This window comes from Pedobacter glucosidilyticus DSM 23534 (genome assembly GCF_000425145.1).
In the GTDB taxonomy this organism is placed as follows: Bacteria; Bacteroidota; Bacteroidia; order Sphingobacteriales; family Sphingobacteriaceae; genus Pseudopedobacter; species Pseudopedobacter glucosidilyticus.
Window position 1 is genome coordinate 220,846 of sequence record NZ_KE384311.1, and the last position, 12,669, is coordinate 233,514.

At 33.7% G+C, this 12,669-nt stretch carries 18 protein-coding genes; 3 read left to right on the top strand and 15 right to left on the bottom strand.

Annotated elements, in window-relative coordinates; translation table 11 throughout:
• Window positions 1–128: 128 nt before the first annotated feature.
• The 9 genes from H510_RS0113975 to H510_RS18980 all read right to left on the bottom strand — a co-directional run bounded on the left by H510_RS0113975 (window position 129) and on the right by H510_RS18980 (window position 6,784).
• A complete protein-coding gene (locus tag H510_RS0113975; RefSeq protein ID WP_026904889.1) occupies window positions 129–776 on the bottom strand; it encodes a response regulator transcription factor in 648 nt (215 codons plus the stop codon).
• Between the two features lie 13 nt (window positions 777–789).
• A complete protein-coding gene (locus H510_RS0113980; RefSeq protein WP_026904890.1) occupies window positions 790–2,253 on the bottom strand; it encodes a sensor histidine kinase in 1,464 nt (487 codons plus the stop codon).
• 52 nt (window positions 2,254–2,305) lie between these two features.
• On the bottom strand, window positions 2,306–2,725 hold the full coding sequence (locus H510_RS18975; RefSeq protein WP_211226585.1) for an SPW repeat domain-containing protein: 420 nt from the start codon (window positions 2,723–2,725) through the stop codon (window positions 2,306–2,308).
• Window positions 2,726–2,730: 5 nt separating this feature from the next.
• On the bottom strand, window positions 2,731–2,961 hold the full coding sequence (locus H510_RS0113990) for a putative periplasmic lipoprotein (protein ID WP_026904891.1): 231 nt from the start codon (window positions 2,959–2,961) through the stop codon (window positions 2,731–2,733).
• A 42-nt stretch (window positions 2,962–3,003) separates the two neighbouring features.
• Window positions 3,004–3,852 carry a manganese catalase family protein gene (locus H510_RS0113995; protein WP_026904892.1) on the bottom strand — a complete coding sequence of 283 codons (849 nt, stop codon included), beginning with the start codon at window positions 3,850–3,852 and terminating at the stop codon, window positions 3,004–3,006.
• Between the two features lie 102 nt (window positions 3,853–3,954).
• Window positions 3,955–4,206, bottom strand: a complete 252-nt coding sequence (locus tag H510_RS0114000) for a hypothetical protein (RefSeq protein ID WP_026904893.1) — start codon at window positions 4,204–4,206, stop codon at window positions 3,955–3,957.
• Window positions 4,169–4,843, bottom strand: a complete 675-nt coding sequence (locus H510_RS0114005; RefSeq protein ID WP_051291241.1) for a DUF2243 domain-containing protein — start codon at window positions 4,841–4,843, stop codon at window positions 4,169–4,171. The genes H510_RS0114000 and H510_RS0114005 overlap by 38 nt, the downstream gene beginning before the upstream one ends.
• 18 nt (window positions 4,844–4,861) lie before the next feature.
• The gene (locus H510_RS0114010; protein WP_026904895.1) at window positions 4,862–6,037 is read right to left on the bottom strand and encodes a zinc-dependent alcohol dehydrogenase; all 1,176 of its coding nucleotides are present in this window, start codon (window positions 6,035–6,037) and stop codon (window positions 4,862–4,864) included.
• A gap of 24 nt (window positions 6,038–6,061) precedes the next feature.
• Window positions 6,062–6,784, bottom strand: coding sequence for an SRPBCC family protein (locus tag H510_RS18980; RefSeq protein WP_051291243.1), 723 nt, complete (start codon window positions 6,782–6,784; stop codon window positions 6,062–6,064).
• A gap of 472 nt (window positions 6,785–7,256) precedes the next feature.
• Between H510_RS18980 and H510_RS0114025 the strand changes: the two genes are divergently transcribed.
• Window positions 7,257–7,439, top strand: coding sequence for a hypothetical protein (locus H510_RS0114025; protein ID WP_026904896.1), 183 nt, complete (start codon window positions 7,257–7,259; stop codon window positions 7,437–7,439).
• A 179-nt stretch (window positions 7,440–7,618) separates the two neighbouring features.
• Here H510_RS0114025 and H510_RS0114030 read toward each other — a convergent pair whose 3' ends face one another.
• Window positions 7,619–8,746, bottom strand: a complete 1,128-nt coding sequence (locus H510_RS0114030) for a HEPN domain-containing protein (RefSeq protein ID WP_026904897.1) — start codon at window positions 8,744–8,746, stop codon at window positions 7,619–7,621.
• Between the two features lie 123 nt (window positions 8,747–8,869).
• Here H510_RS0114030 and H510_RS0114035 point away from each other — a divergent pair, with 123 nt between their 5' ends.
• Together H510_RS0114035 and H510_RS0114040 are read left to right on the top strand one after the other, a co-directional pair.
• Window positions 8,870–9,265, top strand: coding sequence for a helix-turn-helix domain-containing protein (locus H510_RS0114035; protein WP_026904898.1), 396 nt, complete (start codon window positions 8,870–8,872; stop codon window positions 9,263–9,265).
• A gap of 16 nt (window positions 9,266–9,281) precedes the next feature.
• Window positions 9,282–9,800, top strand: coding sequence for a hypothetical protein (locus H510_RS0114040; protein WP_026904899.1), 519 nt, complete (start codon window positions 9,282–9,284; stop codon window positions 9,798–9,800).
• Window positions 9,801–9,838: 38 nt separating this feature from the next.
• Here the strand turns inward: H510_RS0114040 and H510_RS0114045 are convergent, their stop codons facing one another.
• The 5 genes from H510_RS0114045 to H510_RS0114065 form a co-directional block, all read right to left on the bottom strand.
• The gene (locus tag H510_RS0114045) at window positions 9,839–10,225 is read right to left on the bottom strand and encodes a hypothetical protein (protein WP_026904900.1); all 387 of its coding nucleotides are present in this window, start codon (window positions 10,223–10,225) and stop codon (window positions 9,839–9,841) included.
• Window positions 10,226–10,228: 3 nt separating this feature from the next.
• Window positions 10,229–10,633 carry a GxxExxY protein gene (locus H510_RS0114050; protein ID WP_036692953.1) on the bottom strand — a complete coding sequence of 135 codons (405 nt, stop codon included), beginning with the start codon at window positions 10,631–10,633 and terminating at the stop codon, window positions 10,229–10,231.
• A complete protein-coding gene (locus H510_RS0114055; RefSeq protein WP_211226586.1) occupies window positions 10,626–10,787 on the bottom strand; it encodes a hypothetical protein in 162 nt (53 codons plus the stop codon). The genes H510_RS0114050 and H510_RS0114055 overlap by 8 nt, the downstream gene beginning before the upstream one ends.
• Before the next feature lie 34 nt (window positions 10,788–10,821).
• Window positions 10,822–11,787 (bottom strand): hypothetical protein, encoded by a 966-nt coding sequence (locus H510_RS0114060; protein WP_026904903.1) that lies wholly within the window; start codon window positions 11,785–11,787, stop codon window positions 10,822–10,824.
• Between the two features lie 345 nt (window positions 11,788–12,132).
• Window positions 12,133–12,666: a hypothetical protein gene (locus tag H510_RS0114065; protein ID WP_026904904.1), complete on the bottom strand. Its 534-nt coding sequence runs from the start codon at window positions 12,664–12,666 to the stop codon at window positions 12,133–12,135.
• Between the last annotated feature and the right edge of the window lie 3 nt (window positions 12,667–12,669).

Sequence of the window (12,669 nt, forward strand, 5' to 3'; positions counted from 1 at the left end):
ATTTCAAAATAGGTAGCCTGCAACGTAATCAAACCTTTATACTTGCAGGAAAATACTAAAGTACACAGGTTAATTAACTATTTAGCAAGGGTTAATACCTATTAGGCACCGTAAAAATACGTTTAAATTTAGTCTATTATACCATTTAAAACCGCATATTTGATAAGTGCTGCCGTATTTTTAACCTTAGTCCTATCAAGAAGATTTTGTCTATAACCTTCTATAGTTCTTTTGCTAATGAAAAGCTTATCAGACATTTCATTGTTGGTATAACCTTCAGACATCAGGTGTAAAATTTCTATCTCTCGGGCAGAAAAACTATACTTTAAAGTCTGGTTTTTATCTTGAGATGGTAACTTCATTAATTTCGCTAAAAGACTCAAAGAAAGCTCATTACAAATATACTTGTTACCATTACAAACATACTTTAAAGCGAAAATCAATTCATCAGCATTAATATTTTTAAATAAGTAGCCTGATGCTCCTTCTTTAAAAGCTTCAATAATATATTGCTCATTATCTAACATAGAAAGAATGATGATTGGAATATGAGGATACTTTTGTTTCATTATTTTCACCAGAGTTATACCATCCATTTCCGGCATATTGATATCGGCTACAACAATATTTACTATCAAATCGGTTTGTAGGAGTTTCAATACTTCTTTACCGTTTACTGTTTCTGCCACAACTCTTAAATCTGCATCTCTTTCTAATAGTATCTTTATACCATTTCTAACAATGTTATGATCTTCAGCAAGTATAATGTTTATCATAATGGATATTTTATTAAATAATTGATAATGCAGCTACTGCATCTTCTATCATAAATTTAATAGCAATATGTGTACCTTTTCCTTTTCTTGATTGGATATTGAGTTCTCCGTTCAACAAAAAAACTTTACTTTTAATATCTTTTATTCCAGATCCTTTAAGTGTTTCAGGGTGTTTAGTATCAAATCCTTTCCCATTGTCATGAACGATTAAATCAATTTTTTCTTTGTCAGTAAATACAATAATCTCGGCAGACGTGGCTTTAGCATGTTTAATACAATTATTGATTAATTCTTGTATGATTCTAAATAACGATAATTGAATTTCAGGATGAAGCTGGTCTGATAGCGTATTAATGTAAGCCTTAATACTAAAATTTGTGGTACTTAGACGCTCTGCCAGCTCCTTAATCCCAATACTAAACCCAAAATCAATTAAAATAGAAGGTTTCAACTCATAAGCTATCGCTCGGGTTTCTTTTACAGCTTGGTCTATCAACTGGTTAATATTTTTAAACTCTTCATTTTTATGACCAGAAAGTTGTAGACTTTGTATATTAAGTCTAATACCATACAGTAATTGACTTACACTATCATGTAAAACCTCACTTATTTTTTTTCGTTCTTTCTCCTGAGCCCTATAAATCGCATCTAAAACCACACGTTGCTGATTTAAACGTAAGTTTTCTGCTTGCTTTTGTAAGCTTTTCTTTTCAGTAATATCTATTAAAAAACCTGCTAAATAATACTGTTGATTCTCCTTTTTTATTAAATGCCCTCGCATTGATAGGTAGACCGGATAATTTTGCTGATTTATGATTCTAAATTCTATATCTAGATCTTTTCTATTTTTTACTGCTTCTACTATTGCAATTTGCACAGTATCTCTGTCGTCTTGATAAATATACCTAGTAAAATCCTCTATTAGATAAAAAAATGCAGTTTCAATACTTTTAAAGAGGTTTTTGCTAAAATTGTGGATTTTGAAACTAAAATCATCCAAATTAATGATCCATGTTGCAGTTAAAGAAGATTTTAGAATACAGTTTAATTCTTGGTCTTTTACTAAATTTGTATCAGCCTTTTGTTCATATATATTAACAAAATAAATTAAGTCGTCGCCTATCTTACCTTTTTTTAAAAGTACTTTAAACTTTTTTTCTGTTTCATTAAATTGGAAATAAAAGATAGATACTTCATCCAATATCAAATTTTTAAGTTCATTTTTAATTTGCTCGTTTTCTGTTTCTTTTAAATGGAGTATATGTAAAAAATCTACATACTTTAAATGAATATCTTCTTTAACTAACAATTTAGGTACTTCTTTATTATACTTTAAAATCTTAAAATCCTTATTTAAGATAAGACATGGAAGAGGTACCAGTTCTAAAACCTCATCATGTAAAATACAATTATTAAAATTAGTATAATTATCTGTCTCTTGCTGATTAATACTAAGTTGATGGAGTAACTTTTTCAAAAGTATAAGTAATTAGAATCATACAAAGCAAAATTGAGTCCATTAAGTCCACTTATACCTTTCTCCTCCGTGATCTTGATTTTCTAAAACGATACTTATCTAAAACTAAAGTTTCCTGAGCTTTTTCTTCCTGAGATTTTTTTTCTGTAAAGAGTCCAAATAAAATCCCTAAGCCTCCAATAAATAATGGTGGAACCAATACTTCTCTATAAAAATTAAATAACCAAGGCGATGCGGCTAAAAACACCCCTATAATTACATCAATAAACAAATGTGTTTTCATACTGATGATTTTTTGAAAGCCGCCTTCATACCTGGTTAATAAAGACATCATCACAATCATTAATCCAACTGTGATGACGATCAATCTGGCGGATACCACATGTTCAAATTGAAACAACCATGGTGCTAACAATAGAAAAATACCTGATAAATAATCAATAATAGCATGTAATATCCTACTTATATTCATGATACTTAACGTGTGGTGGTGTTGGTGTCAGAATCATCATTCAGCATCGTATCAGCATTATGGTCTAAGCTATCCTGATAGCTATTACCGCCAGAAGGTGCTGTGCCCATACCATCTTCTTGGTCATACTGGTCTGAGTTTGCTGGTGATTTATCTCTGTTATTACCACCGCAGGCGGTTAATAAGCTGCCTCCAATTAACATTGATGCAGCTAAAGTTAAAAATGACTTTTTCATAGTGTTTTTATTTTATTGATAAATATTTGATATAGAGCTTAATTATAAATGCTCATTGGGTTTAATTTTTTGTTCTGTTTGAGCGTATGCTTCATCAATAGGTGGTGCTAATATAGGCTCGTTTCCTTCTGGAAAACCATTAATAAATTCGAAACTACCTTTACCGTCTGGAGACTGCCCCATTGTCCAGCGTTCTCCCGGGTCTTCCGGATTGTTGATATTTGTAGAAACAAAGGCGTAGTTAAAAGCTAGATTTTCTTTATCCTGTGGGAAGCTATTTGGAATAGGATGAACACCTTTTAAGCCTCCTAAATCTTCTAAAACGGCTAGCCATTGGTTCTGGTGCATCGTATCCCTTGCAATTAAAAACGATAACATGTCTTTCATACCAGAATCTTCAGTAGACTGCCATAAACGTGTAGCCAATAATCTTCCGGTTGATTCTGCCATTACATTAGCATACATATCCGCTGCTAAATTGCCACTAGCAACCACCCAAGAACCATTAAATGGGACTCCGTTACTATCTGCTGCCATAGCCGCCAAACCTGCTGATAGGTAATGACGAGGATCCATCCCTCCCATTATTTGTTTAACAACAGGGTTGCTTGATACTACCTCATCAATAATATTACCTTTTGCACCCTCAAGGTTTAAGGCTACTGCTGTACAAAGCATTTCTATATGTGAAATCTCTTCTGTACCAGTCTCCAATAACATATCTCGGTATTTTTGCGGGCCACGGTTGCCCCATGCCTGGAAAAGATACTGTAAGCAAACCCTAATTTCGCCTTCTATACCGCCTATAGCTTGTTGTAGCAAACGGGCAAATTGAGGGTCAGGCTTATCAACCTTTACAGTATACTGTAATTTTTTGTCGTGAAAAAACATAATTCTGATTTTTAATGGTAAATGATTATTGACTATATAGTACCAAGTAAGTGCCACAAAAACCGCTATTTATACGGTATTTAATGTGATAAATACTTAATATTATGTAGCCTTTCCTTTATGCTCCCAGTGGTCTTTAATGATATTTCCTGATGCGTCTTCTTTTAGCCGACGAGCAAATCTTTCCCCTTTAACGTTCTCTTTATCCTCCATCTTACCTAAAAACAGTAGGATCGGCCTACCCTTTTTATCGGTTTTAAAAACCAAATCATACTGTTGGTAACGGATATGTATTTTAGAAGATGCTTCGTAATTTTTATTTAATATCTTCTGTATTTGTTCTCCAATTTTCATAAGATGGATTTTTAATTTTATAGATAAGAAAGCATCCTAATACGATGATGAGGATAGAAAAAGCAAGGAAAGATAAATTCCAAATTTGAGGATTTACATCAAAATCTTTTACTGAGTGGAATTTAAAAATATGATGATTTAATATCCCTTCAATAAGGTTAAAGAATCCCCATCCTAAGAGCAAACCTCCTATAAATAAATTCTGATGTTTAAATAATGTATTATGTTGTAACAGCCTATGTAAAAGAATGATACCAAAAAATGTAATAAAGAAAGTAAATGCATTGAATATGCCGTCCCAAAACATATTCACACTTTTAGATGTAAAGTCTAGTGGGACAATTTTTGCAGAAACCATTTCATGCCATTGTAATATTTGATGAAATACAATGCCATCTATAAAACCTCCTAATCCAATACCTAAAACACAGGCTGTTGCTACCAATGGAGTTATACTTAAAACTTTTTTAGGATTATTCTCAAAAGCTAAAGCTTTGTATCCCAAGAAAGCAGTTAATAGTCCTAATAGTATAAAAGGAATAAATAGTTGCACCAGTTCTATCCCTGTTAGGCTAGCTGTTATAGCTGTTTGCAAAGGCCTATTGCAAGTAACGCAAAACACAATTAAATCATCCATAGGTAGTTGGGCTAAATGTTAATTAAAAGGTTTAAAAACCGCTCGCATACATTTATTGGTTTTATCGTTAAACATTTCATAAGCTTTTTGGCCAGCCTCTAGAGAAACAGGATGCGTTAATAAAAACTCTGGATTGATGATTTCTCTTCTTATTAAATCAAATAACATAGGCACATATTTTTGTCCATGCATTTGCCCTCCTCTTATGGTTAAACCTTTATTCATGAAAAGCCCCATAGGAATTTTATCTACCAAACCAGCATAAACCCCAACTATAGAAACTGTCCCGCCTTTACGGCAAGCAGCAATAGCTTGTCTTAAAACAGCAGCCCTATCAGATTCTAATCGTAAAAACTGTTTAGTTTTATCGTAAACATGCTCTATACCAGTGGTATGTGCCTCCATACCTACAGCATCAATACAACAATCAGGTCCTCTGCCTCCTGTAGCTTCTTTTAGTTCCTCTAATACATCGGTATCTTCATAATTAATAATATCTGCACCACTATATCTTGCAGCATTGGCTAAACGATAATCTAACCTATCTATAGCAATTACCCTTTCTGCGCCCATCGCATAAGCGCATTGCATAGCCATTTGTCCAACACCACCTGCGCCCCAAACAGCTACAATATCACCGGGTTTAACAGCTGCCATCTCAGCGGCCATGTATCCGGTAGGCACTCCATCAGAAACAAAGACAGCTTTTTCATCAGAAATATCTTCGGGGATTTTAAAAGCTCCATGATCTGCAAAAGGGACACGAATATACTCGGCGTGGCTACCTGCATAACCACCAAAAAGATGCGAATAACCAAATATACCCGCTGTTGGATATTGATAAATTTTTTCCTGTAATAAACCGTTGGGGTTAGAGTTATCGCACAAAGACCATGTTTCTTCTTTACAATATTGGCACTCGCCACAACCAATAACAGAAATAACCACCACACGGTCGCCTTTCTTTAAGTTTTTTACCCCTGCTCCTGTTTCTACTACTTCGCCAATAAACTCATGACCAATAATATCACCAGCCTTCATAGAGGGTACAAAACCGTTAATCAGGTGTAAATCAGAACCACAAACAGAGCTCATGGTAACTTTTACAATAGCATCTTTAGGATTTAAAATTTCAGGATCTGGTACGCGTTCAACCCTTAAATCGCGTACGCCATTCCAACATAAAGCTTTCATAAATTATTGTTTTTACGTATGATATTATTTTCTTCCTGATGGTTGCCCCTTGATGGTTGCTACTTCTCCAGCCTCTATTACTTGTTTAAAAGCTCTGATGTCTTCTTTTAAAATTGTTTTAAAAAGCGGGTTAAAAAGCTTAGCTACTCCCTCGCCCAAAGCACCTGCTGGCGGATGGTAACTAAAAATAACTTTAAGAACAGTGCCTTGCCCCCTAGGAGCATCATAAAACTCTACCTTTCCAGCATTATTAATGGTAGAGTTTTCTATAGATTGCCAGCCAATGAGCTCATTAGGTATTTCTTTAACAATCTCTGCATTCCATTTAATAATGCCTACACCACCAGGTATTCTAGCTATCCATTCAGATTCTACATCGTTTTTTTGTTCAACACGTTGTAAATGGCTCATAAAAAAAGGCAAGTTTTCTAGCTGACGCCAATACCTATAAACTTCTTCTCGTGGTTTATTTACCGTAAAAATAACCCTTGTATTAATGGCATTTGTTTCATTACTATTTTTATCTAAGCCTGTATACAGCGGGCAGTTACCACTTAAACCCCTGTAAACTAGAAAAGCCCCAGTTAGTACTTTGATAGGGTTTGCTAAGGGATGTTTATAATGTTTAGCCAACAGCATACCTCCCGCAGCAAGAGAAATTAGACGTTCTGCATTGTTCACATTAATAAATTCCTTTTTGTGCTTACGCTGATGTTTACCTGAATGGATAGCATGTTCTGTTTTCATAATAGTATTTTTTTAGATATGATAAAAAGCCCAAAGTTTGTGCCGTAGAAATGATTTATAAATGAAAACAGTATTAATACTGTTAAAAGATTTTTAGTTAAATCAGCCTTGGTATCGTTAAAAAGATTTTTTTTAACATCCGCTTACCTTTTATAGAAGTATAAAATAATATCCTAAATAAAATTCAGGTATTTACACCCTAAAGAAACCGTATTTACCGGTTCTACTTCTGCATCATATTTGTTTTTACCTGTACGGATTTAGCCAAACTATAAAAAGAAATTTTATAAATTTTAAAAACCCTACATCTACCTATTTCGAAAGCTTGTATGGTAAAAGCCATACAAGCTATAATGTTGTAGACTATCTACAATATTTAAAAATCCAAAAGATATAAAGAGATTAGCATGTTCCTTTACTAAACCAACAAACTATTAACAAACAAAGTATTTCTAACTAAAAATATATCACTATGAAAAACAAAGCTAAAGACCAACAAAAAACAGAGATTAAAGTAAGAGAAACAGACATCATAAAAGGCGCTAAAAAGGAAGACCAATTAGAAAAACTAGCACCTAAAAATGATGAAGAACGCAACCAAAAAGAAAAGCAAACGGGTGCAACACCAGCTAAACGTGTGGATGATGGCACTTAAAGGCCTAGTTTAAAGTATTAAATTTAAATCTTACTCTTAAATTTCTTAAGAAGAATTGCTTACGCTTATTATGATGAGTTGATAATCATGATTGGGAGGAATTGACTGTTATACAAGATAAAAGTCTAAGACAATCATCTCTCCCCCCTTTTCGCTTTCACCTCAATTTACATATACCCCTACTCTGCTACATCTAACAAAAGCATCATTTTATTAAATGCTGTCTTTGCCAACTTTGGTAATTTACTTACACGTTCGCTTAATATTTTTAAATCATCCCTAGAAACAACAAAATCTTCTTGATATCTGGATTGACAATAAGTAAGATTAAGAAGTTCTAACAAACGCTGTCCTTCTATATCCTCTACAGGAAATACCATACACATTTCGGGTGCTATCTGTTTCAGTTCTTTATTTAAGGCAAACAAATCATGCGTTTTTTTCTCTTTACCTCTAAAAGCAGTAATTAGTGCTCGGCAGCTATGCTCGGCACATTGGTGTAGTAAAAAGGCTGCTAAACGAGGGCTATCTTCTAAGCAATCCTGAGATTGAACATAAAAAGAGTCCGCTAATTGAATAGTCCAACGAAATACATTTTCACTTTTTGCTTTCCGCTCTAATAAATCTATACTAGAAACCTTGGGCATAGGTTTACCAGATAAATCATAAATCAAATTCTCAGGGCGACAATGACTCAGATAAAGCAAATCACAAGTTTTAAAAGCTTCTACCAAAGCTCCGTTTACACATAAGCTACAATGTAAATGGCTTTGTGCAGCATGTATAAAATCTAGTTGGGGTTGTAAATCGGCAAACTTTTGTTGTAAACGGTCTTGTAAAACAAAGAGGACTTCTATTTCTTCATTCAAACTCGAATTACTATGTTGTTTTTTCCAAAGAAATGCTTTTTCTGGTTGTATGACCCTAATCAATAGTTCTATTGCAGGTGCCAGTTCTGTGCTTACTGCTGGATGACATTTTTTTAAACCAATAACATCATCTAAAACAACTTTGGTAGTTTCTTTACCTTCTTTCATGGTAACATAAGCTGCAACCAGCAGGCAGTTTAAGCGGTAATAGTAAAAATACATATCCTCTAAGTGGTCACAATCTGTATCTGCACCGAGTATAGCCCGGTATTTAAGCCAGCCCTGATACATTTTATCTAACATCTCCTGTGCTTGCGGCACCGGGTGGTCTAAATAAAAGCAATCTAGTTCTAGCTTTACCAGTTTTGGGTTTTCTGCATCTATGATACAAGCTTTTTGCGTTAGCTCGGGATATTTTAATATTTTTTCATCATTCATAAGATAGGGATTTTATTTAAGCCAAATCTTTCTATCTTACTTGATGTACCCAACCATAAGAAATTGTATTTTACAATCATCTGCTTGTTTCGTACATTTACTTAAAAAGCATAAATTTATAACATGACAGACACTTTACACATCGGCCAAAAAATTTCTCGCATCCGCGAATTAAGAGGCATGAAACAAGAAGCCTTAGCTCAGGAATTAGGCATCAGCCAACAAGCCATTTCTAAACTAGAGCAAAGTGAGAAAATTGAAGAAGAAGTGCTGGATAAGATTGCAAAGGCTTTAGGGGTGACTGCCGAAGGGTTAAAAAAATTCAATGAAGAAACAATTCTAAATATCATTTCTAACACTTTTACAAGTAATGATACCTCAACAATAAATGCTATAAATATTCAGCCTACCTTTAATCCTATTGATAAATTAATTGAGGTTTATGAAGAAAATAAGAAGCTTTATGAAAAATTACTAGCCAGTGAGCGTGAGAAAATAGAAATCTTAAAAAACAAATAACACATTATCATCTACCATGAAAACAAACCTTTACCTTTCAACAATTTTGTTAGGTCTAACACTTACTGTATTTACAGGATGTAAAAAGGACTTAAAAACTGCTACTTTAAATATTAAAGTACTAGACCCTAATAATAGATCAGCTGGAAATATAAAGTTTGATATTTTACAGCATCAAGGTGAATTCTTTCAAACCCTAAGTACAATAGTAAGCTCTTCTAACGGAGAAACACTTATCAATCTAAGAAAGGATAAAATCTATTATATTTACTTAGTGCCCCAAGAAAGATATACGGATTGGTATATGGGTAACTCAGCTGCTCAACTTTTTAATGTCGGACTTTTTCAGTCTTTAGATGAAATTAATAACCTTCCAATACACAAACCAACACCCAAGATAGGTGACGTCAAATATGCAGATATCAATGGTGATGCAATTATCAGTGTAGAAGATTTGGTTTTAAAAGTAGATTTGGAAGAAGATATTTTAATGACAGTTAATCTGGTAGCTGGGAAGATGAGGTTGCATAGGTGAGTTAGTTATAAGAAGAAAAATATTCCAATTTTATTTACTTAATCAACTCTTACTAAATATATTAAATCATTATCTGGTTTATTATATATAACTAACTCTTTAGTATCAACCTTAATAATTTCCAAATCCCCCAAATCTTCTTTAGTTTTTAAATCTCTGAGCTTAATAATTCTTTTAGCTGGTATATAAGTCCAACTTTGTTCTTCCACTTGGCCACCACCAATAAAAGTTAAAATACCCGATTTAGCAAATATCATATAAGCTTTAATACTATTATGCATAACCACAGTCTTTCCATTGTGCACTGCCTTTTTAATTAACCATTTATGAGTTAATAAATCTTTGGTATACTTTTCCTTTTGAAGAGTCTTTTGCTGTGCAAAAACAAAGTTTGAAATAACACAAAGAAAATTTGTCTGAATCATGATTTACTCGATTTTAGGATGAGCAGGATTCAGGTTGTACTTAGAATTAAACACTTTTTTAAATTGCAAACTCGTACTTCCAAAGTTTATTAAAAGTCCTATTGGCTTATTATAAGCTATTAAATAATTTTTGGCTTGTGCTAAGTGTACATCCTCCAAATTGATGAGTGCTTTAAGTTCAACGATAATGTCATTTTCAACAATAAAATCTGCTCTTCTTGTACCTACGTGAATACCATCGTAAAAAATATCCTGCTCTAATTCACGAGCAAAACCTAAGCCAGCCCTTTCAAGTTCGATTGCCAAGCATCGCTGGTAAATGACCTCCTGAAAGCCATTGCCAAGTAGGTTGTGAACCTTCATAGCACAACCATTAATTTTATATGTAATGCTATCGTAATTATTCATCCTGAGCATCTTTTAATCCTGAAAATTCTGATTCAGATAATTTTAAGAAATGAATAAGCGGAAAATCCTTAACAGGTTCGTCAATGGCTGCTGCGTTGCCTTCGTCATTAAACATAAAAAACTGGTGCGTTTTCTCCACTAAAAATTTAAACATATAATCTCTGCGTTTTAACATAGAGCCGCCCCCCTCACCCAAAATTCAACTCCGTTTGGTAAAACACCTTACCTATAGGTACTTCCGGAACTGTTTCTTTCTTATCCGTAGCTTTTACAACTACAGTCTTAGGTTTTAAGGCTGGCGAACTGCTATTTTTACCACGCTTTTTATTTATTTCTTTTAAAATTTCTTCTCCGCGGTAATTATCTAAAGGATAGCGCATACGCTCCTCTTCTGCTGTTTCTACTAGCTGGGTAGATTCTTCTTCGGAAATATGGAAAGCGCCAATAAGCTCGGCAGGACTAAAATCTTTACTGTTGATGCTTTGCGCCTGGCCACTTACATCTGTTAAACCACTATAATGTAAAGATGCACTAACCAATAGGATACTTCCAGGAGGTAGTACCACATCAGGATTCCATTCTTGTTCTGGAATAACAGCACCTTTAGCAATGTCAATATCCTGATAGCTTAAGTATTCATAATAGTTTTCTCTAAAATTAACAGCTACCAACATCAAGCGTAACACCGCATGTCTACCATATTTCAACTGCTGTAATTGGGTATTTTCTTTAATTTCTGGGAGCTTTACTTTAAGCCTACCTGCTTCCATAAAACAAAGCGGACGCACAGCTAAAGCCATATTCATAGGAGAATGCGCATTAAACTGAAAACCCAGCAAATGTTCTAAATTTCCATCGTGTAAATCGCGGTTACCACGTTCTTTAGTTAGATTATCTTTAATACATTTCAGCAAAGTAACGTTCAGTCGGTTAATCATTTTACCATCGCTATTGCAGCAAAATGTAGAAAACACCGATCTTAAAATACGTCCACAGTTACTGGCAAGACCAAATTCCATAGCACTCTCTTTGGTAGAAAGTGTTTGTTTTACTTTGGCTGCTTTGGTTTGTACAATTTCAGTATCACCAACGGTGCGGTAAACGAGGTTTCCTATTTTACCGTGTATACGTCCTTTTTTATCAATAATTGCCATATCGTAGATTTTAAGGTTAAATATAAGAATTGTTTGTTTTAGATTCTTATCATTAATAGATAAATTAATAATTATTAAAAGTATAAGTCCACAAAAAATAATAAAAACGTGGATTTACTATGGAATTATTATGGAAATAGTATTGATTTAATATGACTATAAATAGATGAATTTAAGGTATTAAATGGTTATTTAAGACTATTATTACTTTGTTGAATTATAGCTGGGTGGTCACATGAAAGCTGTAAACTTTTATTGTAAGATGTTTTACTTTGTTACCATTGACGTTTTTAATAACATATTAATTTTCAATCAATTGCAAATTTAGCTCATTTGCTTTTTTAATCATAAAGGCAGGTATTCATAATAGTTTTCTCTAAAATTAACAGCTACCAACATCAAGCGTAACACCGCATGTCTACCATATTTCAACTGCTGTAATTGGGTATTTTCTTTAATTTCTGGGAGCTTTACTTTAAGCCTACCTGCTTCCATAAAACAAAGCGGACGCACAGCTAAAGCCATATTCATAGGAGAATGCGCATTAAACTGAAAACCCAGCAAATGTTCTAAATTTCCATCATGTAAATCGCGGTTACCACGTTCTTTAGTTAAATTATCTTTAATACATTTCAGCAAAGTAACATTCAGTCGGTTAATCATTTTACCATCGCTATTGCAGCAAAATGTAGAAAACACCGATCTTAAAATACGTCCACAGTTACTGGCAAGACCAAATTCCATAGCACTCTCTTTGGTAGAAAGTGTTTGCTTTACTTTGGCTGCTTTGGTTTGTACAATTTCAGTATCACCAACGGTGCGGTAAACCAGATTTCCTATTTTACCGTGTATACGTCCTTTTTTATCAATAATGGCCATATC